We start from the raw sequence: 21186 nt of genomic DNA on the forward strand, positions 1-21186 counted from the left end.
GGGGAGTGCCCCCCGTTGATCGGGCTGCTGCCCGGCTGACAGGATGTGTGCTTGATGCACAGACTGGGGAGGACGGACGATGACGGATGTGACGCACGGCGCGGATGTTGAGCGTTTGCGGGAGGTCGCCGGGGTCATCCGCACCCAGGGTGAGCGGGTGCAGGACCTCGGCGACGAGCTGGGTCCGCTGTCCGCGATGCTCGAGGAGGCGTGGGGAGGTCCCGACGCCGAGGCGCTGCTGGTGCAGGCGAATGGTCTGCGTCCCTCCCTCGCGGGCGCGGGTGCGACCTTGGTGGCCTGGGCCGACGGCCTGAGCGCGCAGGCCGACCAGCAGGCTTCAGGGTCCGTGGGGTCCGGCGGCTCGGGTGGCTCGGGGCAAGGCATCCGCGATGCAGTGCGCGAGGGAGCTCGCCGGTTCGGCGGGCTCTCTGCCCCGGGTGGTGCGCCCACGGGCGCGGCCGTGCCCGGCTGGCAGAGAGGGAACCCCCTCGCCAACTCGGCCACCGCGTACCAGCACTCGGCTGACGGCGGGGGCGGTGGCGTGAGCGACATCGATGGGGGAGCGTCCGACAGCGACCCCGGGCAGATCGACCAGTCGGGAAGCGTCTCGAAGTCCACCTCCGTCGAGGCCGGCCCGCTGAAGGTGACTGACACCGCGACGGCCTCGGTGAGCGGCGAGTCCGTCGACGCCGAGGGGCGCAGCGTGCAGACGACGGAGGTCACGTTGTCGCGCGAGGGCGCGATCGAGCTCGGCAAGAAGATCGATGGCGTCGGCGTCACGGGGACGGGCTACACCGGGGCCGAGGTCGGCTACTCGGTGACGGCTCCCGCGGGCGTCGACCCGCTCTCGATCGACCCGCTCAGACCGGAGACATGGCCTGAGGGCGTGTCCGTCCGCTTCGACGAGAGCTTCTACGCCGGCTACGGCTTGGAGGGCAACTACCGCGGTCTCATCGTCGGGATCGGCCAAGAGGTCGGCACCGGGCAGTACATCGAGGTCAGCAAGGGCGACGGCAACGAGGTCACGGTTCTCGTCGGCAATGATGAGTTCCGCAGAGCGACCACCCAGCTCGGCGTCGGGACCGACGAGCTCAACGCCAAGGTGGGGGCAAACAACGGGATCTCGTCCGGCTCGGCGCGGGAAGTGGTGATCGACCGATCGACCCCCGCGGGGCAGGCCACCTACGAGTCGCTCCTCTTCGGTGGTGGCGCGGTTCCTGCGGTCGGCACTGCTGGGGTCGTCGACGTCGCCGACCTCACCGTGATGAACGCGCAGGCGTCCGTCGACATCTCGGGGACAGCCGGTGACTGGAGCGCAGGCGGCACCCTCTCCGAGTGGAGTGCCGGAGGGGTTCAGCGCACCCACGACGATGGGACGACGACGCTGGACTGGACGGGCGAGAGCAAGGGTGTGCAGACAGGGGGCACCGCCTACTTCGATGAGGCCGGGAACCCTGTGCCGGAGAAGGGCACGTACTACGTGAGGCTCGAGGGCGTCGACCCCCAGGCAGCAAATGACTTCAACCAGTACGTGCGAGGCTCGTCGACCCAGGTCGATGCGGAGCAGAACGTCGTGCTCACCTACACCCACGACGACTTGCAGACGATGCGCATGCAGGCTGCAGAGACCCAAGCCACCATGATCAACGCCGACCCGGAGCGCTACAACTACCCCGAGGGCACACGGATGACGGCTGAGGACGTCATCGCCACGGTGGAGGCGGACCCCGACACCGGCATCTTTGACGTGACGGACGGAGCCGAGTCCAACGGAACCCGCGCCCTGCTGGGGGCCGGCAGCGATGCCGAGATCATGCGGGTGATCGCGCAGGACCCGCTGGGCGTCTCGCAGGGCGTGTCCTTGGATCACCACACCGCAACAGGGGAGTTGGCCACGCCGACGGGTGAGGTCGCGAGCCACGAATCCGCGACGTGACGACTGGGCGCACCCTGGCGATCGCCGAGGAGATCGTCGCCTCCGTGGTCTGACCCCGGTGCCCCGACCCGCGGGGCCTCAGATCAGCGAGCGCAGGATCTCACCGGCCCGCGTGTACACGCGCGTCATGCTCTCGCGCGCCTCGGGGGTCTCGGGCCGGATCGACAGGATGTACATCATCGGGTCCTCGCGCATGATCCACGACGTCACGTTGGTGTCGCGGGCTCCGCGGGAGACGAGCACCGTGTCGGCGTCGCCCCAGGTCGTGGCGCCCGGCAGGTGGCGCAGATCCATGTACGACAGCATGAAGCGCTCGCCGACCTGCGAGAGCTTGACGCCGAGCGCGTCCTCGACGACGTCGTAGATCCTCGCTGCCGGCAGCTGCGATGCCGCCCGGGCGGTCCGGAAGGCTTGGCGCACCCGGCCGGCGACCTCGACGACGTCCCCACCCTCGAGGTCGACGTGCACGGGCATGACGTTGATGAACCACCCCGCGGACAGCAGCCACTCCGGCGCGTCACGGGTGTGCACCGGGTTGAGGAAGCGCAGACTCGTCGTGCCGTCGAGGTCCCGGCCCGCGAGGCCGATGGCCGCGTAGACGAGCTGTGTGGTGCGCGTGCCCAGCCGCTCGGCCGCCGCGTCGAGCGCAAGGGCCTCCTCGCCGGTCAGCAGGTCGTGGTGGTGGTGCTCGAGCTCGACGGGTTCGCCGACGGTGGTTCCGAGGGGCAGCGGGAAGCGTCCGAGCTCCTCGTCGCCGGCACTCCAGAACTCGGCCCAGCCCTGGAGGGACGGGTGGCTGAGGTCGACGGCGCGGAAGCGCTCCCGCTCGGTCTGGGCGAAGTCCATGAAGTCGCCCACCGGGGGCAGTTCGGCGGCGTCGCCGCCGCTCTCCTCGCGGTAGAGCGCCTCCAGCTCGAAGTACACGAGGAAGAAGGAGAAGCCGTCGGTGTAGCTGTGGTCGAGGCCGAGGTAGAAGATCGTCTCGTCCTCGCCGACGACGGCGCGCACGCAGTAGCCGATCCGACCGAGGGGGTTGCACCCGGCACGGAAGTCGTCGCTGACCCGGTCGTTGACCTCGGCGGCGGCGATGCTCCCTTCGTCCCGGGCGGCGAAGCCGATCGCGTCCTCCGCGAGATCGACCCGCGCCCAGCCCGTCTCGCGGTCCGCGTCGGTGACGAACCAACCGCGCATGACGCCGTGCCGGCGGACCCAGCGGGTGAGTGCGCGGGCCATCGCCTCGGCGTCGAAGCGCCCGGGGATGCGGTAGGTGAAGCCGAGCCAGATGTCGTCCTGCTCGCCGGAGGTGCTCGTCTCGCTGCGCAGGTCCAGGTGGGCGGCCTGCATGAAGGAGGGCTGGCGGCTCCCCGGGGTGGCCGCGGCGATGGCGGCCTCCATCGTGGGGGTCGGCTCGAAGGCCACGTAGGTGCCGGGGATCGACGACCGATCGGTGATCCGGCTCATGCGCATCATGCGGGGACTTCCTGCTGGAGGGCGAAGGGGGTGGCTGCTGCGGACTCGACGAGACGGGCGAAGCGGTCGGCGACCGCGTCGAGCCAGTCGCGCGCGCCCGGGGCCAGCGGCAGCCTGGTGGCGAGGGTGACGCCCTCGGGCACGACCGTCAGCCAGATGTGGGTCTGGCTGCTCGAGGGCACGTCGCCCAGCTGGATGCTGGAGCCGAGCGGTTGCCACCACTCGTGGCCCTCGATGCGGGATCCGTCGATGATCGACAGCACGACCTGCGGTGAGATGGGGACGTCGAGCAGTCTGTGGACCAGGCCGAGTGGCAGAGCTGACGACGACGCGACCTCACGCCAGGTCCGCACGCACTCGAGGACCCAGTCGCTCGTGTCGCAACCGGCCGGCATCGACATCGACAGCGGTGCGACGCCGGCGAACCAGCCGACGGAGTCGCTCCACAGCGAGGACGGGCGTCCGTGCGTCGACATCAGCACGTGCACGTCGTCGCCGAGGGCCTGCATGAGGATCGCGGCCCACAGCATCCCGGTGGGGATGCCCTCCGCCGAGTACTGCAGCGCGAGCATGGCGGCGACGTCCCCGGAGCACACGTCGTGGCGCACGAGGTCGTGGTCGTAGTGGCCCTCGGGGTCGATGCCGGATGCCGCCGGCGCTGCGGGGATCCGGCCGCCGCGCAGGAAGTCCCGCCAGGGCAGGAGCCGCTCGTCGGCCGGATCGACGTCGTCGCAGACCGCGATCTCGGTCGCGGCCAGGTCGACGTGGCTGGGGGAGGTGTGCGGTCGGTGCACCTCGTTGACCACCGCCGTGTGGAGCCCGGCGATGTGGCCGACGGCGGCATAGGCGGACAGCCCGTCGAAGGTGATGTGGTCGAAGGCCGCGTGCAGGACGTGCCCGTGCTCCACCTCGACAGTGAAGAGCGCGCACGCGGGCCGCCGCGTGGGCCGGCACCGGGTGTGGAACTCGCGGGTGAGCAGCTCGCGCAGTGCCTCTGGGTCGTGCCCGCCGAGGACGATGGGAGTGAAGTCCACGTGCTCGGGCGCGAGGGTGCGCCGGTGTGGCTGCTCGTCGTCGAGGGTCAGGTGGCTGCGCAGCGACTCGTGCTGACGGAACCACTCGGTGAGAGTCCGCCCGACGGTCTCCGTCGTGGCGTCGGGGAGCAGGACCGACAGACCGATCCAGGCCGACCACCGGTTGGACCCGTCGGGGTCCTCGTGGAGCCGGCCGAGCTGGTCATGGCTGGGCGGGCGCTGGTCGAGCGGGGAGGCGTCCCAGCGCTCGAGGCTGGTGGCGTCGAGGTCCCATCGGGTGACGTCACCGCCGAGGAGGGTCTGGCGGGCCAGAGTGCATGGGGTCAAGCGGGCCTCCGGGTCGCGGCGTGCGGACGAATGTCACTGTGTCAGTGGGGAGTTCGTCGCGCGACCCGAAGGATTGTGATCTGTCTCGCTCAGCCGACGGGCGGCCCGACGAGCAGGGCGAGCCCCGTGAGGACGGCCACGGCGACGACGAGCACGAGCGCCGCGAGGGCCGGACGGCGCAGCGCGCCGGAGACGACCTTCTCGGGGACGGTGACGGCTTCTCCCTTCGCCAGGAGGCGCCATGCGGTGGGGAGGTGGCCGTCACGATCCAGCCAGCGCTCGGTCCACAGGGTGAGGAGCGGGGGGATGGCCGAGGCGAGCGCCACGAGACCCTGCTTCGCCGGCCACTTGCGGTCGACCCACACGATGATCGTCACGAGTACGTAGGCGATGAAGACGATCCCGTGGAGCATCCCTCCGACGCGCACCCCGAGCTCGGTGGTCTTGGTGACGTACTTGAGGAACATGCCGATGAGCAGCAGCGTCCACGTCACCGCCTCGGCCGTGGCGACGATCATGTAGAGGCGACGGGGCGAAGGGAGGGTCATGCCGACCATGATTGCCGACAGGTGATCGTGGGATGAAATCGACCCGATTTCGACGTAGGGGGGTGCTCGGGTAATCTCTGCGGCGGAGGATTCGCATAGTGGCCTAGTGCGCGCGCTTGGAAAGCGCGTTGAGTGAAAGCTCTCAGGGGTTCGAATCCCCTATCCTCCGCCAGAGCAAGGCCCCGATCCTCGTGATCGGGGCCTTTTCTCCTGCGCGGACGGCTTTGGGCGCCGCCGGGGCGAAGGGGGGCTCCCCGGCTTTGGTCGCAGCCGGCCGTGCACGTAGACTCTGCGATCGGCACCCCGCGTGGTGGTACCTCGCCAAACTCCCCCAGGGCAGGAATGCAGCAAGGGTAGGCGAGCTCTTCCAGGTACGCGGGGTGTCCCTGTGCGCCCGAGGTGATGATTTCCCTCGACGCGCGCACCGTTTCGGGTGGCGCATCGCCGAGTAATCCGTAAGTTTGGGTTGCAGAGCGGTCGTGACCGCGACCGCATGCCCACCCCGAGGAGGGGATCATGGACACGTGGATCTGGATCATCATCGGCATCGTGCTGGTGCTCATCATCATCGGGATCATCGCGGCGTTGACGCGAGGTTCCAAGGCCAAGCGGATCGAGCGCGAGCGGGTCGAGGCCGAGCAGCTCCGCCGCGAGGCCGCCGAGCGTGAGCGCACGACCAGGGAGAGCCAGGCGGCTGCCGCGGCCACCGACGCGGACGCGCGCGCGGCTCAGGCTGACGCACAGCGACAGTCTGCCGAGGCCGACCGCCAGGCGGCGGAGGCCGAGCAGCGTCGGGTCGAGGCCGAGCGTCTGCAGCAGGAGGCCCAGGCCAAGTCCGAGGTCGCAGCGCAGGACCAGCGGGCCTACGACGACAAGCTCCGCGAGGCCGACGCCAAGGACCCCGACATACGGACGGACGACGACGGCAACCGGCTCGATGACGGTGACCGCCCCGGTGGCGGGGCAGCCGCTGGCGCGGCGGCGGCCGGCGCCGGCGGTGCTGCCGCAGGTGCGGGTGCGCATGCTGCGGACCGGGACGAGTACCGGACCGACGACGCGCGGGACGACTCCACCGTCCGGCAAGACGACACGCTGGGTGCAGACCAGGGCCCGCGTCACGGTGACGGGCTGGGCGCTGACGATGGCGTGAGCTCCGGTCGTGGACCGGGCTCCGACCGCGGTCTGCGCGACGACGAGCGCACTGCCCAGCACGGTGGTGGCGCGACGGCCGTCGGTGCCGGTGGCGCGGCGGCAGGTGCGGGAGCGCTCGCTGGTGACCAGCGTGGCGGCACGCGGGACGACGACCCACTGCGCGCCGACAGGGCGGGCAACGATGGCGGCTTCGGCGACGGCAACCGGGACGGTTTCCGTGACGGTGTGATCGAGTCCGAGGACTCCTACGCCGACGGCGCCACGACGACCCAGCCCCAGTACGGCGGTGCGGGCCAGCAGCGGTTCGACGAGCCCGGCACGCGTGTCGACGAGCCCGGCACGACCACCTCCACGGGAGGCCTCGCCGGCACGCCGGTGGAGCCGGCCCCGAACGCTGACGTGGATCAGCCGGGCGCGGGCGTGACCTCGGCCGGCGCTCCGGCTGGTGGACCGGCTGGTGGGCCGGCTGGTTCGTCCCCCGTGGTGGGGGCGAACGACTCGTCCCCTGCAGTGGGGACGAGTGACTCCACGCGTGGCTGGGAGGCCGAGCCGTCCGCCTCGCCGGTGGACCCGGCCCCACAGGCTGACGTGGATCAGCCGGGTGCAGGCGTGACCTCGGCCGGCGCTCCGGCTGGTGGACCGGCTGGTTCGTCCCCTGTGGTGGGGGCGAACGACTCGTCCCCTGTGGTTGGTGCGAACGATTCGTCCCCCGTGGTGGGGACGAGTGACTCCACGCGTGGCTGGGAGACCGAGCAGTCCGCCTCGCCGGTGGAGCCGGCCCCTGATGCCGCTCGCGGGTGGGAGTCCTCCGACCCCGCGCGGCCCGACGTCGTCCGCGGCGACGGGGACCTCCCTTCGTCCACCGACACCGAGGCCACGACGCAGCGGTCCAGTTACCTCGATCCGGAGGAGCGGCCGGAGCCCGGCGGCCACAAGAAGCCGGGGTTCATGGACAAGGTGCGCGGTAAGGTCGAGGAGATCCGCGGGGACGAGCGTCCCCGCAGCTGACCTCACGACGGTTGGGCCCGCCACCTCCGGGTGGCGGGCCCTCCTCCGTGCCCACGACACACAAGGAGTCTTGTGAAGATCGCCATCATCCTCGGCAGCACCCGTCCAGGGCGCTTCGGCGCCCAGGTCGCCGAGTGGGTCATGCAGCAGGTGGAGGGGCGTGAAGACGCCGAGTACGAGCTCGTCGACCTCGCGGACTACGACCTCGACCTGCTCGACGAGCCCACTGTCCCCGGTGCTGCCAAACGGCAGTACGACAACCCCAAGACGCGTCGGTGGAGCACCAAGATCGACGAGTTCGACGGCTTCGTCTTCGTCACCCCGGAGTACAACCACGGGGTGCCGGCCGCCCTCAAGAACGCCGTTGACGTCCTGTACCCCGAGTGGGTGCACAAGGGCGCTGCCCTCGTGTCCTACGGGGCCGACGGTGGTGTCCGGGCCGTCGAGCACTGGCGGACCATCCTCGCCAACCCCCAGATGCACGTCGTGCGGGGCCAGGTCTCCTTCAGCACGATGATCGAGGTCGAGCAGGACGGCGCGGTCTTCGCTCCCGCGGAGCGGCGCGCCAAGGAGCTGGGCAATGTCCTGCGGCAGCTGACCCGGCTGACCGAGGCGACCTCCTCCCTTCGCTCCTGATCGGACGAGTCGGGCTCCTGATCAGACGAATCGGGCTCCTGATCGGACGAATCCGGTCCCTGATCCGCACCATCCACAGCGGCCTTCCCCACGGGGGAGGCCGCTGTCGTGCTCCGCACGTAGGCTCACATCCGTGAGCACCGCCCTGTACCGCCGCTACCGTCCTGAGTCCTTCGCCGACGTCATCGGGCAGGAGCACGTCACCGAGCCCCTGATGCAGGCGCTGCGATCCGGGCGGGTCAACCACGCCTACCTCTTCTCCGGTCCCCGTGGCTGCGGCAAGACGACGAGTGCGCGCATCCTGGCCCGCTGCCTCAACTGCGAGCAGGGGCCCACGCCGATCCCGTGCGGCGAGTGCGACTCGTGCACCGCCCTGGCGCGCGGCGGGGCCGGCACGGTCGACGTCATCGAGATCGACGCGGCCAGCCACGGTGGTGTCGACGACGCTCGGGACCTGCGTGAGCGGGCCTCCTTCGGCCCGGCCCAGAGCCGCTACAAGATCTACATCATCGACGAGGCGCACATGGTGACACCGCAGGGCTTCAACGCCCTGCTCAAGATCGTCGAGGAGCCGCCCGAGCACGTGAAGTTCATCTTCGCGACCACGGAGCCCGAGAAGGTCATCGGCACGATCCGATCACGCACCCACCACTACCCCTTCCGTCTCGTCCCGCCCGCCCGACTGCAGGACTACATGGCCGAGCTCTGCACTGCCGAGGGGGTGCAGGTCGAGCCCGGCGTGCTCTCCTTCGTCGTGCGAGCCGGCGGCGGGTCGGTCCGTGACTCGCTGTCCGTCCTCGACCAGCTCATGGCCGGGAGCGACGCGCAGGGGCTCACCTACGAGCGGGCGGCAGCGCTGCTCGGCTTCACCGACTCCGAGCTGCTCGACTCGGCCGTCACGGCCTTCGGCGCGGGCGATGCCGCGGGTGTCTTCAAGGTCATCGACTCGGTCATCGAGACCGGGCTGGACCCGCGACGCTTCGTCGAGGACCTGCTCGAACGCTTCCGCGACCTCATCGTCGTCGCCGCAGCGCCCGACGGCGCGGCGGCCATCCTGCGTGGGCTGCCCGGCGACCAGATCGAGCGGATGCGTCAGCAGTCCGCCGTCTTCGGTGCGGCCTCCCTCTCCCGTGCGGCTGACATCGTCAACGCCGGTCTGACCGAGATGACCGGTGCCACCTCGCCTCGTGTGCAGCTGGAGATCATCGCCGCCCGGGTCCTGCTGCCGGCCGCAGCCGGCGAGGCCGGGTACGCGGCACGACTGGACCGCCTGGAGCGGCGTCTCGAGGTCGGGGGAGTACCCACCGGTGACGGCGGCGCGGCCCATCCGGTCGCACACCTGCCTCCTGCGCAGCCACAGGCGCCCGCTCACGGAACGGTGGCTCCAGCGCCCGCAGCGACGACGGAGCCCGCGGCGCGAGCAGCGCAGACGCGCGCACCGGCGGAGGGGCCCGCACCGGTGGTGGCCGAGAGCCCGACGCACCACCCCCAGACCGCGGTCGAGCCGGTGCCAGAGCCGGCGGTCGAGCCCACGCCGGAGGTGGTCGTCGCACCCGAGCCGCGGGCACCAGAGCAGCAGGCACCCCAGCCGCAGGCACCCGAGGAGCCCACGCGCCCCTCGGCAGGTGGCCTCGACGTCGAGGCGCTGCGCCGCAGCTGGCCCGACGTGCTCGGTCGGATCTACCAGATGCGCCGGGCCACCTGGACCTTCCTGTCCGAGCACGCGCAGGTGATCAGCTATGACGGCCAGCGCCTCGTGCTCGGTATCGCGACGGTGGGGCTGGCCAATGCCTTCCGCGTCGGCTCCCACGCGGAGGTCGTGCGGCAGGCGCTCATCGACACGCTGGGGGTGGACGCCCGGGTCGAGGGTGTGCCCCACGACATCGGGTCCCTGCCCACCGGTGGCGGGGCCCAGGCCACGAGCGCACCCGCCACGGCCACGGCTCCGGGCGGGGGTGGTGCCGGGGCTCCGGCCCCCACCGCAGAGCCGCGCCAGAGCCCCCCGCCGACCGACGTGGGGGTCGCTGCACCCGTCGGGGGACCGTCCGGAGCCGACTGGGGGAGCGCTGGCGCCGATGCGTCGGCCGCACCGTCGTGGGCGACAGCCGCGCCCGCACCGGCACCGCAGTCCCCGACCTCACCGCCGGAGCCGACGACCCCCCGTGAGCCCGACGACTCGTCGGTCAGTGCCGACGACGAGGACATCATCGACGCCGGTGCCGCCGGACCGGCTGTCGTCGAGCGGATCCTCGGCGGAACCGTCATCCGCGAGGAGTGACCCGGCGCGCCGCCTCGATGTCCCACGACGTCCGTGGTTCAGCGTAGGGTCAAGGCGTGTACGAAGGCGTGGTCCAGGACCTGATCGACGAGCTCGGGAGACTCCCCGGCATCGGTCCCAAGAGTGCCCAGAGGATCGCCTTCCACCTGCTCCAAGCCGATCCGCAGGACGTGCAGCGGCTGGTCCAGACGCTCAGCGAGGTCAAGGACAAGGTCACCTTCTGCGAGACCTGCGGCAATGTCGCCGAGGGCGCCCTGTGCCGCATCTGCGCAGATCCGCGACGCGACACGACCGCGATCTGCGTGGTCGAGGAGCCCAAGGACGTGGTCGCCATCGAGCGGACGCGCGAGTTCCGCGGTCGGTACCACGTGCTCGGCGGTGCCATCAGCCCGATGGACGGCGTCGGCCCGGACGACCTGCGCTTCACCGAGCTCATGGCGCGCCTGTCCGACGGGGGCGTCGTCGAGGTCATCATCGCCACGGACCCCAACCTCGAGGGGGAGGCGACGGCTTCCTACACGGCGAGGCTGCTGTCCCCCTTCGACATCAGAGTGACCCGCCTGGCGTCCGGCCTCCCGGTCGGTGGTGACCTCGAGTACGCCGACGAGGTCACGCTCGGGCGGGCCTTCGAAGGGAGGAAGCTGCTCAATGCCTGACGAGACCACGCTGCTCGCCGACGAGTGCGCAGTCGAGGCCAGCACATGGCTGGCGACGGTTGCAGACATCGCCTCCGGCGCAGCCCCCGAGAGCGCCATCCCCCTGCTGCTGCTCACGACGAGCCAGATCCAGCTCGTCGGTGCCCGGCTCGGCGCGATCGCCGATGTCGTCCTCGACGAGCGCTTCGAGCACGACACCGGCCCCGACACCGAGCTCGACCCCCTGCGTGCGGGCCTGGCCCATCTCCTCGAGGGCGTGGACGACTACGCCGATGTCGTCGACCCGGTGACCTCCGTCGAGACCACCACCGGGGCGCTGAGCAACGACCTCGCCGCCATCGCCGCCGCCCTGACCCACGGGCTGGCCCACCACGAGGCCGGCCGAGCGGCCGAGGCCCTCTGGTGGTGGCAGTACAGCTACCTCGCGGACTGGGGCGACCGGGCGGCGATGGCCGTGCGGGTCCTGCAGACGCTGCTGGCGCACCTGCGGCTCGACGCCGACGACGAGCTGGTCGGCGAGGCGGAGTTCGACGCACTCAACTCCTGACGTGTGACGAGTCACGCCTGAGGTCCACAGGCTGCGCCACGACGGCCCTCGCGACGTCACGTCTGGGTCTCAACGGCACCCGCCTGATGGACTCGAATCGGTCTGACGGCGAGCGGTCGTTATCCTCAAGGGGCCGCGCCGGTCCGAGTCCGGGCCGGACCCGCGAACAATTTCACGGAGCATTCCTTGAGCCTGGTTGTCCAGAAGTACGGCGGATCGTCGCTCGCTGATGCCGAGAGCATCAAGCGCGTCGCACACCGCATCGTCGAGACCAAGAAGGCCGGCAGCGACGTCTGCGTCGTGGTCTCAGCCATGGGAGACACGACCGACGACCTGCTCGACCTCGCCGAGCAGGTCAGCCCGGTGCCCCCTCCCCGCGAGATGGACATGCTCCTGACCGCTGGTGAGCGCATGTCGATGGCCCTCGTCGCCATGGCCATCGCAGACCTGGGCCACAGCGTGCGGTCCTTCACCGGGAGCCAGGCCGGCGTCATCACCGATGCCGCGCACGGCAAGGCCAAGATCATCGACGTGACCCCGGGCCGGATCACCGAGGCCTTGGGCAAGAAGCACATCGTCATCGTCGCCGGGTTCCAGGGCGTCAGCCAGGGCACCAAGGAGATCACCACCCTCGGGCGAGGTGGCTCGGACACCACGGCCGTGGCGCTCGCCGCGGCCCTCGAGGCCGACGTCTGCGAGATCTACACCGACGTGGACGGCATCTTCACCGCTGACCCGCGGATCGTGTCCACGGCCCACAAGATCGACCGCATCTCGCACGACGAGATGCTCGAGATGGCCGCCAGCGGCGCCAAGATCCTGCACCTGCGGTGCGTCGAGTACGCGCGCCGCTTCAACATGCCCATCCACGTGCGTTCGTCCTTCTCGTCGAAGGAGGGCACGTGGGTCCTGCCCCCCGACCCTGAAGGAGCCGAGGACATGGAAGAACCGATCATCGCCGGAGTCGCCCACGACAACAGCGAGGCCAAGATCACCGTCGTCGGGGTGCCGGACCAGCCGGGTCGCGCCGGCCAGATCTTCACGACCGTCGCCGAGGCACAGGTCAACATCGACATGATCGTGCAAAACGTGTCGGAGGCCGACACCGGCCTGACCGACATCTCCTTCACCCTGCCGATGACCGACGGCCAGACCGCGGTCGAGGCGCTCATGCGGACCAAGGACGAGGTCGGCTTCGAGTCGATCCAGTACGACGACCAGATCGGCAAGCTCTCGCTCGTCGGTGCTGGCATGCGGACCAACCCGGGGGTCTCTGCGACCTTCTTCCGGGCGCTGGCCGAGGCCGGCGTCAACATCGAGATGATCTCCACCTCGGAGATCCGCATCTCGGTCGTCACCCGCGCCGACCAGCTCGATGACGCGCTGCGCGCCCTGCACACGGCCTTCGGCCTGGACTCCGCCGACGGCGAAGCGATCGTCTACGGCGGCACCGGCCGGTGAGCTTCGACCCGTCGCCCGTCACCCGGCCCACGTTGGCCCTGGTGGGGGCGACGGGCCGCTTCGCGGAGGCGGTCGTCTCCTCGCTGGCGCTCCGGGACGACTCTTGGGGCGAGATCCGCCTGCTGGCGCCGGGCGTGAGCACGCGCACCCTGAGCGTTCGCGGACGTGAGCAGCCGATCGAGGTGCTGCGCGAGGACTCCTTCGACGGGGTGGACGTGGCGCTTTTCAACCTCGCCCCGGAGATCACCCACGAGTGGACCGCCCGTGCCGTGACGGCCGGGGCGGTCGTCGTCGACGCGAGCGCTGCCCACCGCACCGACCCCGACGTCCCCCTCGTCGTCCCGGGGATCAACAGCGACCAGGTCTCGCACCGGCCCAAGGGGGTCGTGGCCCTGCCCGGCCCGGTGACCTGGGGCCTCATCGACGTGGCGCACGTCCTGCACCAGGGGTGGGAGCTGCAGCACCTCGTCGTCACCGGCCTGATCGCGGCGGTCTCCAAGTCGGACCAAGGCGTGGCCCGACTGCGCGAAGAGCTGCACACCGTTGCCTCCGAGCCGACCATCGGGCTGCACCCCGGCGATGTGCGGGCCGCGGTCTCCGACCTCCCGGTGGCGTCCCCCTTCCCCGCGCCGCTGGCGCTCAACGTCATCCCGTGGGTCGGCCAGGCCGACGAAGGGGGGTTCACCTCCTCGGAGCTGGCCGTCAGTGACGAGGTGCGCAAGGTCCTGGGGCTGCAGGAGAGCGTCCCCGTCGTCGTCACCCTCGTCCAGGTCCCGGTGGTCCTGGCCCACTCGATGGCCCTGCACGCGCGGTGCGCGAGACCGATCGCGATCGACAAGGTCCGCCAGGCCTGCGTCGCGGCCCCCTCGCTCGTCCATCTCGACGAGGAGACGGGGGAGGTGCCGACACCGGTCGACAGCGTCGGCATCGACCCGCGCTTCGTGGGCCGGATCCGCCAGCCCAAGGGCGCCGGCCACCACGTGGACCTCTTCGTCAGCGCCGACACGATCCGTCGTGGGGCGAGTGCCATGGTGCTCATCGCCGAGCTGGTCCGCGACGAGATCACGGGTGCGTGACGACCTGCGTCGATCGTCGTGGGTCCGACAACGACTCGTGATGGTGATGCAAGGGCAACCTCTTCGTCATCCCGCGCGTCAACACTGGTGAGGGTGGATCGGTCTCGGTCGGAGAACGATCGACTCATGTGACTTGTGTGACTGGTGGTGCAGGAGTGACTCTGTGGACCACGTACACTTCGGGAGGGGATAGAACCAGTGAAGGACAGGGGTCAGCACGTGGATGAGCACTCGGACGACGCACCCGTCTCGTACCGCGTTGTCGGGTTCGACGAGCTCGAGGGCGCGGCGGCGGCACACTACCGCCGGCAGCGGCGACGGCGTCTGCTGCTCTTCGTGACCCTCCCGGGCCTCTTCCTGGGGACCGCGACCGTGGCGACCGCCTACGGCACCGGTCTGATCGGCTCGCCGACGGTGACCTGCGAGCCGATCTCCGAGAAGGCACCCGCGCGCGACTCCTTCGAGATCACGCTCCTCAACAGCAACGACACCAACGGCCTGGGCACCGACGTGGCGCGCGAGCTGACCCTCCGCGACTTCAGGATCGCGACCGTGGGCAACGCCGACAGCTCGGTCTACGTCAAGGGCGCGGCCACGATCTACTACGGCGCCGAGGGCCGCGACAATGCGCTGCTGCTGCAGAAGCAGATCCCGGGGTCGCAGGTCTGGAACGATGCGCGGCCGGGCAACAGCGTGCAGCTCGTCCTCGGGTACGGCTTCGACAAGCTCGTCACCGAGCCCGACCCGCCGCTCCCGGCACCGTCCGAGATCAAGGTCAACGTCTACAACACGACGTGGAAGGACGGCTTGGCCTCCGAGACGGCCACGCAGCTCAAGGACCGCGGCTTCAAGGTCGGCAAGACCGGCAACGATCCCCAGATGAGCTTCCTCGAGGACGAGGTGGCCATCATCCGCTTCGGCCCCGAGGGTCAGCGTTCGGCCAAGCGACTGGCAGAGCAGATCTCCGGGGTGCAGCTGCAGAAGGACGACCGGACCGACGCGACCGTCTCGCTCGTCCTGGGCAACAAGTACGACGGCCTCAAGTCGGCCTCGTCCGTCCCCGAGGTCAAGCCCTTCGTCCGGCCGCCTGAGACCATCCAGAAGCCGTGCACCCTGCCGAAGAAGTGAGCGTCCGCACGGTCGCGGTCCTCACCGCGGGTGGGCTGGCACCCTGCCTCTCGTCCGCGGTCGGTGGCCTCATCGAGCGGTACACCCGCCTGGCTCCCGACGTACGGATCATCGGCTACCTCGACGGTTACGCCGGCCTGCTCACCGGCCGCAGCATCGAGGTCACGCAGGAGGTGCGGGCCCAGGCCGGGCGGCTGCACGACTTCGGTGGTTCGCCGCTGGGCAACTCGCGGGTCAAGCTGACCAACGCAGCCGACCTGGAGCGGCGAGGGCTCGTCGAGCCGGGGGCTGACCCCCTTCGCGTCGCGGCGGAGCAGCTGGTCGCTGACGGCGTCGACGTGCTGCACACCATCGGTGGCGACGACACGAGCACCACGGCAGCCGACCTGGCCGCCCACCTCGCCGAGCACGGCCACCACATGCGCGTCGTCGGGCTGCCCAAGACGATCGACAACGACATCGTCCCCATCCGGCAGAGCCTGGGGGCCTGGACGGCTGCGGAGCAGGGGGCGCTCTTCGCCCGCAACATCATCGCCGAGCACTCCTCCAACCCCCGCATGCTCATCGTCCACGAGGTCATGGGGCGGCACAGCGGATGGCTCACGGCAGAGACCGCGCGCCGGTACCGGTCGGACCTGGCCACGCGGTCCTTCGTCCCAGGCCTCGGCAACGACCCGCGTCGCTGGGACGTGCACGCCGTCTACGTGCCGGAGGTCGACATCGACCTCGAGGGCGAAGGGGGGCGACTGGGCGCGATCATGGACGAGATCGGGTGCGTCAACGTCTTCGTCGCCGAGGGCGCGGGTGTCGACGACATCGTCGCCTCCCTCGAGGCCTCCGGCCATGAGGTCCCGAGAGACGCCTTCGGCCACGTCCAGCTGGACCAGGTCAACCCCGGGGAGTACCTCGCCTCGACCTTCGCCGAGCGCATCGGCGCGGAGAAGTCGAAGGTGTGGAAGTCGGGCTACTTCGCCCGCTCGGCCGCTCCCAACGCCGAGGACCTCGCGCTCATCGGCCGCTGCGCCGACCTGGCCGTGTCGGCCGCGCTCGGGACCGGGTCAGGCGTCGTGGGGCAGGACGCGGAGCGCGGCGACGAGCTGCGCCTCATCGAGTTCGACCGGATCGCCGGCGGCCGCGCCTTCGACCCGACCGTCGACTGGTTCGCCGACCTGCTGAAGGACATCGGCCAGACGCGCTGAGCGCTGCCCGACCCGGCGCTCAGCCCTCGTGCTTGCGGCGCAGGGACCACATCTGGGGGGAGCGCTCGACCTCGACCGCGACCTCCCAGGGCAGGCCGCCCGGTGCGGTCTCGCGGCGGAAGCTCTGCACCAGCCGGCGCGCCAGCTGGGGGTCGGCGGCGACCCGCGCGGCCACGTCGCGAGCCGTCTGCTCGACCGCGTCGTCGTCGACGGCTGCCCACGCGAGGCCTCGCGCGACGGCCTGGTCGCCGCGGACCTCCTCCCCGAAGAGGCCCATGGCGGCTGCGGTCTCACGACCGGCCGTGCGGTGGAGCAGGGACAGGTGGCCGCCACCGGGGTGGATCCCGATCTGGGCGAAGCCCGGCAGCAGACGAGCCGTCGTGGAGATGACGCGCAGGTCGGTCGCCATGGCCAGGTTGAGTCCGGCGCCGACGGCAGCCCCGCGCACGGCGGCGATCGTCGGCAGGCCGATCGTCCCGATCGTCGTGAAGGCCCGGTAGACCGTCTCCAGGTCGCGGTAGGCACCGTCCTCGACGGGGTCGCTCCCGACGTCGGCGAGGACGCCTCGCACGGCGCCGGCGCAGAAGTGCTGTCCGCCGGTGACGATGACGGCCCCCACGGAGTCGTCTCCCTCTGCGGTGCGGGCGGCGTCGATCAGCTCGCGGGACATCTCGACGGACAGCGCGTTGCGGCGCTCGTGGGCGTCGAGCGTGATCGTCGCGATGTGGTCGGTGACGGCATATCGGACCTCGGTCATCAGATCTCCTTCGTGTAGAACCAGCGGCCACCGCGACGGGTGAACTCGCTGCGTTCGGCGAGCTCGCCATCGGTGTGCCGAGCGATGAAGTCGACGATGCCCGTGGTGTCCTCGGGCCCTCCGTCGATGGTCTGGCGGACCTCCAGGCCGAGCCACCGGGTGTCGTCGAGGTGGACCTCGGGCGGCCGGGTCCGACCGTCCCAGGTGCGCCACAGGTGCTCGGCGTTGCCGTAGACGTGCGCGGTGTACCGGCTGCGCATGAGCTCCTCGGCCGTCATGGCTTGGCGCTCAGCGGCCAGCAGCGGTCCGCAGCAGCTGCCGAGGGCGCGGCCGGAGCCGCACGGGCAGGGGTCAGGGTCCATGACTGCAGGGTAGGTCAGGCACGGTCCTCGGCGCGGGCGCCGAGGTCTCTCATGAGGGGCCGATGCGAGACGACGACGAGGAGCAGGGCGCACGGGACGAGGACGGCGAAGCCGATGGCCAGGTATCCGGCCGCGCCGATGACCCCACCGAGCACGAAGAGCACGACGAGGGAGGCGAGCATCGCGAGCTTGGGGGTGTTGCCCTGCACGGGGTCGAGGCCCGGCGTTCGGTTGCGATAGGCCAGCTTGCCCAGCTCGATGCCGATGTCGGTGACCATCCCCGTCACGTGTGTCGTGCGGATCTGGGCCCCGGAGATCTTGGTGATGATCGCGTTCTGCAGGCCCATGGTGAAGCAGAGCACGGGGATGAAGACGAGTTCGCGCCACGAGGCGGTGAGTTCCTCCGCCAGCAGGCCGAAGACGAGCATGAGCACGCCCTCGAGGAGCAGGACATTGGCGTACCGCCCGCGCAGACCGCGCCGTCGACCCCAGTTGAAGATCACCGCGCAGGCCATGGCGCCGGCGATGAAGCTGGCGACCGAGAGCAGACCCACGCCCACGAGGTAGTAGTCGCCCAGGACGAGCTGGTCGGCGACCTGGGCGCTGACGCCGGTCATGTGGGAGGTGTAGAAGGCGACGGCGATGAAGCCGACGCTGTTGAGTATCCCCGCGACCAGCGCGAGGAGGCTCGCGAGCTGATGGTTGAGGGATGGCGTCCGCTCGGGACCGGCGATCCGGTCGAGGTACCCACCGCTGCTCATGGGCGAACTGTAGGTCTCATCCGCGCAGGGCGGTGCTGCGGATGTGCTCCTCGAGCGCGCTCGAGAGCGCGGCACCGTCTCCGGCCTCGAGGAGGTCGACGAGGTGGTCGTGCTCGCGGGTGAGCGCCAGCAGGTGCCGCTGCGGCGTCGGCGCCCCCAGCCGGGCCAGCCGCACGAAGGCGCCGAGCTGGTCGAGGAGCAGCATGAGGGTGGGCATCGCGGCGGTGGCTGCGAGAGCCCGGTGGAAGGCCTCGTCGGCCTCGAGGAAGGCGGTGACGTCGCCCCCCTTCGCCTGGCGGCGTTGGCGGTCCACGAGGGTGCGCAGATCGTCGAGGTCCTCGTCGGTGCGCCGCTCGCAGGCCGTGGGCGCTGCGGTGACCTCCAGTGCCACGCGAAGGGAGGTCACCTCGCGTCGGTGCTCCGGTGAGATGTCGACGACCCGCAGCTGCCGTCGCGGGCCGGGGACGAGCAGCCCCTCGCTCGTCAGGGCCTTCAGCGCCTCGCGCACCGGCGTCCTCGAGATGTCGTGCTGGGCCGCGGTCGTGGCCTCGTCCACCGGGTCGCCGGCAGCCAGCCGCCCGGTCAGGATGTCATCACGCAGGGCCGTGTGCAGGCGCCCTGCCTTGGTGGCGGGCGAAGGGGAGGTCGCCACCGTCACTTCGCGAAGATCATCGACTCGTCGGCGAAGGCCTTGAACTCCATGGCATTGCCGGCCGGGTCGAGGAAGAACATCGTCCACTGCTCGCCGGGCTGGCCCTCGAAGCGCAGGTAGGGCGCGATGACGAACTCTGCGCGCGCGGCCTTCATCTTGTCCGCGAGGTCGTGGAAGTCGTCGTAGGTGAGGACGGCGCCGAAGTGCGGCACCGGGACCTGGTGGTCATCGACAGGGTTGTGGCCCGCGGGGCCGGGGGAGCCGTCGGCGGTCTGGTGGGTGACGACCTGATGGCCGTAGAAGTTCCAGTCCACCCACAGGGTGTCCGAGCGGCCCTCGCTCAGGCCGAGCACGCCGCCGTAGAAGGCGCGGGCGGCGACGATGTCGTCGACGGGGATGGCGAGATGGAAGCAGGGGCGGTCGGTCATGGGTCCTCCTCGGTCGGGAGACCAATGTATGCATCAACAGCACTTGTATACAAGTGTGAGGTGTGGCGGAAACGCAAAAACCGGCTCCGGTCCAGTGGACCAGAGCCGGTTTTGGCGGGTCGGGGTGACAGGATTTGAACCTGCGGCCTCTACGTCCCGAACGTAGCGCGCTACCAAGCTGCGCCACACCCCGAACTGTTCGCCCCCTGCATCAGGAAGCGACAAGGAAGGATAACCCAGTCGTCGGCCCGAGTGACAATCGGGGGATCAGCCCGGCAGCTGGGTCCCCACGACGTCGTCCAGTGGGGAGCTGCTGGTGGACGTGCCCGTCGGCTCGGTCGGACTCGGCGTCGTCGTCGGCCCCGGGTCGACCGGCGAGGTCTGGGGGGTGGACGGCGGCGTCCAGGGTGGCGTCCACGCCGACGTCGTCGGGGCAGGGGTCCACGTCGATGTCGTGGTGGGCTCCGGCGTCCAGGTCGACGTCGTGGTGGGCTCGGGCGCCTCGGACGTCGTCGTCGTCTCCGAGGCGCTCTCCGCGGTCGTGGACGTCTGCGTCGGGGTCCACGAGCTCGTGGAGCTGCTCGTGGGCCCGGACGTGGTCGAGGAGCTGGATCTCTTCTTCGTGACCTTCGTCGCGGACGTCGTCGTCGACGAGCTGGTCGACAGCGTGGGCGCCGGAGGCAGGTCGACGGCGGGCGCGGCATTGGCGACGGCCCACGTGGAGGCTCCACCGGCGAAGATCACGGCCGCCGTGAGCGCAGCCACCTCTCGGACATTCATCACGCAACCTCCCGGGAGACGAGCGTCAGCAAGGCAGCCTCCGGCCGGCAGGCAAACCGGATCGGAGCGTACCGCGAGGCGCCCAACCCGGCGCACACGTGCAGCCAGGCAGCATCGGCCGGTGCCACCGTCGAGCTGCCGGCGCCGGGCCACCAGCGGGAGGCCCCCTTGGCCCGGCCCCGGTCGAGATCGCAGTTGGTGACGAGCGCGCCGAAACCGGGGATGCACAGCTGTCCGCCGTGCGTGTGACCGGCGATGACCAGACTGGCGCCATCAGCCGTCATGGCATCGAGCACCCGCTGGTAGGGGGCGTGGGTGATGCCGATGGTCGTGACGGCGGGATCGGCCGCTGCACCGACCGAGGCGTAGTCATCGCGTCCGATGTGTGGGTCGTCCACCCCGACGAGGCCGATCGGCTGTCCGGCCAGCGTCAGGCGGGTGCGGGCGTTGTCGAGGTCGCTCCACCCGTGGGAGGTCATCGCCGACCGCAGCTCGTCCGTGGGCAGGTCGATGCGAGGGCCCGAGACCCTGGCGTGGTGCTTGGTGAGGTACCGGGCAGGGTTCTTGGGCGCAGGGGCGTAGTAGTCGTTGGACCCCATGACGAAGACGCCGGGCCGCTCGAGCAACGGCTCGAGACCCTCGAGCACCGCCGGCACGGCCTGCAGATGGCTGAGGTTGTCACCGGTGTTGACGACGAGGTCAGGCTCGAGGGCGGCGAGACCGCGGATCCACTCGGTCTTGGCACGTTGGCCGGGGACCATGTGGATGTCGCTTAGCTGGAGCACGCGCACCGGGAGCGACCCCGGCTGCAGCACCGGCAGGGTGTACCTGCGCAGCGCGAAGAGGCGCGGCTCGACGAGGGTGCCCCATGCCAGGGCGGTGGCCCCAGCGGCGGCGGTGCCGGCCAGCAGCCGGGCAGAAGGGGGGAGGTTCACGAGGTCATCCTCGCAAAGTGGACGGGCGCGCGGGTGGACGCTGCCACAATCGATC

General features: G+C 70.6%; 20 protein-coding genes, 2 tRNA genes and 1 other RNA gene. 12 read left to right on the top strand and 11 right to left on the bottom strand.

The annotated features are described in order from the left end of the window. Positions 1-79 precede the first annotated feature (79 nt). Positions 80-1936 (top strand): hypothetical protein, encoded by a 1857-nt coding sequence (locus EXU32_RS01130; RefSeq protein WP_130628240.1) that lies wholly within the window; start codon positions 80-82, stop codon positions 1934-1936. A 78-nt stretch (positions 1937-2014) separates the two neighbouring features. Here EXU32_RS01130 and EXU32_RS01135 read toward each other — a convergent pair whose 3' ends face one another. From EXU32_RS01135 to EXU32_RS01145, 3 genes are all read right to left on the bottom strand, one after another. Continuing rightward, a complete protein-coding gene (locus EXU32_RS01135) occupies positions 2015-3406 on the bottom strand; it encodes a condensation domain-containing protein (RefSeq protein ID WP_130628241.1) in 1392 nt (463 codons plus the stop codon). Beyond that, entirely contained in the window at positions 3403-4767 is a 1365-nt protein-coding gene (locus EXU32_RS01140) for a condensation domain-containing protein (protein ID WP_130628242.1), read from the bottom strand. The genes EXU32_RS01135 and EXU32_RS01140 overlap by 4 nt, the downstream gene beginning before the upstream one ends. Before the next feature lie 89 nt (positions 4768-4856). Further along, positions 4857-5315 (bottom strand): DUF3817 domain-containing protein, encoded by a 459-nt coding sequence (locus EXU32_RS01145; RefSeq protein WP_130628243.1) that lies wholly within the window; start codon positions 5313-5315, stop codon positions 4857-4859. Between the two features lie 84 nt (positions 5316-5399). Between EXU32_RS01145 and EXU32_RS01150 the strand changes: the two genes are divergently transcribed. The 11 genes from EXU32_RS01150 (at position 5400) to EXU32_RS01200 (ending at position 16456) form a co-directional block, all read left to right on the top strand. Then, positions 5400-5487: transfer RNA gene (locus EXU32_RS01150), tRNA-Ser, on the top strand. A 122-nt stretch (positions 5488-5609) separates the two neighbouring features. Further along, positions 5610-5706, top strand: an RNA gene (ffs, locus tag EXU32_RS01155) — signal recognition particle sRNA small type. 125 nt (positions 5707-5831) lie between these two features. After that, complete coding sequence (locus EXU32_RS01160; protein WP_130628244.1) at positions 5832-7475, top strand: hypothetical protein; 1644 nt, start codon at positions 5832-5834, stop codon at positions 7473-7475. Positions 7476-7547: 72 nt separating this feature from the next. Then, positions 7548-8111, top strand: a complete 564-nt coding sequence (locus EXU32_RS01165; RefSeq protein ID WP_130628245.1) for an NADPH-dependent FMN reductase — start codon at positions 7548-7550, stop codon at positions 8109-8111. Positions 8112-8244: 133 nt separating this feature from the next. Continuing rightward, positions 8245-10389: a DNA polymerase III subunit gamma and tau gene (locus EXU32_RS01170; protein WP_130628246.1), complete on the top strand. Its 2145-nt coding sequence runs from the start codon at positions 8245-8247 to the stop codon at positions 10387-10389. A 56-nt stretch (positions 10390-10445) separates the two neighbouring features. Continuing rightward, positions 10446-11045, top strand: a complete 600-nt coding sequence (gene recR, locus EXU32_RS01175; protein ID WP_130628247.1) for a recombination mediator RecR — start codon at positions 10446-10448, stop codon at positions 11043-11045. Further along, positions 11038-11592: a DUF5063 domain-containing protein gene (locus EXU32_RS01180; protein ID WP_130628248.1), complete on the top strand. Its 555-nt coding sequence runs from the start codon at positions 11038-11040 to the stop codon at positions 11590-11592. Before recR ends, EXU32_RS01180 begins: the two co-directional genes overlap by 8 nt. Positions 11593-11778: 186 nt before the next feature. Further along, the gene (locus EXU32_RS01185) at positions 11779-13053 is read left to right on the top strand and encodes an aspartate kinase (RefSeq protein WP_130628249.1); all 1275 of its coding nucleotides are present in this window, start codon (positions 11779-11781) and stop codon (positions 13051-13053) included. Then, positions 13050-14129, top strand: a complete 1080-nt coding sequence (locus tag EXU32_RS01190; RefSeq protein ID WP_130628250.1) for an aspartate-semialdehyde dehydrogenase — start codon at positions 13050-13052, stop codon at positions 14127-14129. The genes EXU32_RS01185 and EXU32_RS01190 overlap by 4 nt, the downstream gene beginning before the upstream one ends. A 219-nt stretch (positions 14130-14348) precedes the next feature. Next, entirely contained in the window at positions 14349-15257 is a 909-nt protein-coding gene (locus tag EXU32_RS01195) for a LytR C-terminal domain-containing protein (protein ID WP_130628251.1), read from the top strand. After that, positions 15254-16456: a pyrophosphate--fructose-6-phosphate 1-phosphotransferase gene (locus EXU32_RS01200; protein WP_130628252.1), complete on the top strand. Its 1203-nt coding sequence runs from the start codon at positions 15254-15256 to the stop codon at positions 16454-16456. Before EXU32_RS01195 ends, EXU32_RS01200 begins: the two co-directional genes overlap by 4 nt. 19 nt (positions 16457-16475) lie before the next feature. Here EXU32_RS01200 and EXU32_RS01205 read toward each other — a convergent pair whose 3' ends face one another. The 8 genes from EXU32_RS01205 to EXU32_RS01240 form a co-directional block, all read right to left on the bottom strand. Continuing rightward, complete coding sequence (locus tag EXU32_RS01205; protein WP_130628253.1) at positions 16476-17213, bottom strand: enoyl-CoA hydratase-related protein; 738 nt, start codon at positions 17211-17213, stop codon at positions 16476-16478. Then, the gene (locus EXU32_RS01210) at positions 17213-17575 is read right to left on the bottom strand and encodes a YchJ family protein (protein WP_130628254.1); all 363 of its coding nucleotides are present in this window, start codon (positions 17573-17575) and stop codon (positions 17213-17215) included. The genes EXU32_RS01205 and EXU32_RS01210 overlap by 1 nt, the downstream gene beginning before the upstream one ends. Before the next feature lie 14 nt (positions 17576-17589). Beyond that, positions 17590-18336: a YoaK family protein gene (locus EXU32_RS01215; RefSeq protein WP_130628255.1), complete on the bottom strand. Its 747-nt coding sequence runs from the start codon at positions 18334-18336 to the stop codon at positions 17590-17592. 16 nt (positions 18337-18352) lie between these two features. After that, the gene (locus EXU32_RS01220) at positions 18353-18994 is read right to left on the bottom strand and encodes a GntR family transcriptional regulator (RefSeq protein WP_242612847.1); all 642 of its coding nucleotides are present in this window, start codon (positions 18992-18994) and stop codon (positions 18353-18355) included. Beyond that, positions 18991-19416, bottom strand: a complete 426-nt coding sequence (locus EXU32_RS01225; protein ID WP_130628256.1) for a VOC family protein — start codon at positions 19414-19416, stop codon at positions 18991-18993. Before EXU32_RS01225 ends, EXU32_RS01220 begins: the two co-directional genes overlap by 4 nt. 119 nt (positions 19417-19535) lie before the next feature. Next, positions 19536-19609: transfer RNA gene (locus EXU32_RS01230), tRNA-Pro, on the bottom strand. Between the two features lie 74 nt (positions 19610-19683). Beyond that, on the bottom strand, positions 19684-20199 hold the full coding sequence (locus tag EXU32_RS01235) for a hypothetical protein (RefSeq protein ID WP_130628257.1): 516 nt from the start codon (positions 20197-20199) through the stop codon (positions 19684-19686). Then, positions 20196-21131: a metallophosphoesterase gene (locus EXU32_RS01240; protein ID WP_130628258.1), complete on the bottom strand. Its 936-nt coding sequence runs from the start codon at positions 21129-21131 to the stop codon at positions 20196-20198. The genes EXU32_RS01235 and EXU32_RS01240 overlap by 4 nt, the downstream gene beginning before the upstream one ends. Positions 21132-21186 lie beyond the last annotated feature (55 nt).

The organism is Janibacter limosus, assembly GCF_004295485.1.
Classification (GTDB): domain Bacteria; phylum Actinomycetota; class Actinomycetes; order Actinomycetales; family Dermatophilaceae; genus Janibacter; species Janibacter limosus_A.

Bases quoted from the DNA above. Each gene is read 5' to 3' on its own strand.
- EXU32_RS01130 (WP_130628240.1), top strand. From the start codon at position 80: ATGACGGATGTGACGCACGGCGCGGATGTTGAGCGTTTGCGGGAGGTC.
- EXU32_RS01135 (WP_130628241.1), bottom strand. From the start codon at position 3,406: ATGATGCGCATGAGCCGGATCACCGATCGGTCGTCGATCCCCGGCACC.
- EXU32_RS01145 (WP_130628243.1), bottom strand. From the start codon at position 5,315: ATGACCCTCCCTTCGCCCCGTCGCCTCTACATGATCGTCGCCACGGCC.
- EXU32_RS01160 (WP_130628244.1), top strand. From the start codon at position 5,832: ATGGACACGTGGATCTGGATCATCATCGGCATCGTGCTGGTGCTCATC.
- EXU32_RS01180 (WP_130628248.1), top strand. From the start codon at position 11,038: ATGCCTGACGAGACCACGCTGCTCGCCGACGAGTGCGCAGTCGAGGCC.
- EXU32_RS01205 (WP_130628253.1), bottom strand. From the start codon at position 17,213: ATGACCGAGGTCCGATATGCCGTCACCGACCACATCGCGACGATCACG.
- EXU32_RS01210 (WP_130628254.1), bottom strand. From the start codon at position 17,575: ATGGACCCTGACCCCTGCCCGTGCGGCTCCGGCCGCGCCCTCGGCAGC.
- EXU32_RS01215 (WP_130628255.1), bottom strand. From the start codon at position 18,336: ATGAGCAGCGGTGGGTACCTCGACCGGATCGCCGGTCCCGAGCGGACG.
- EXU32_RS01225 (WP_130628256.1), bottom strand. From the start codon at position 19,416: ATGACCGACCGCCCCTGCTTCCATCTCGCCATCCCCGTCGACGACATC.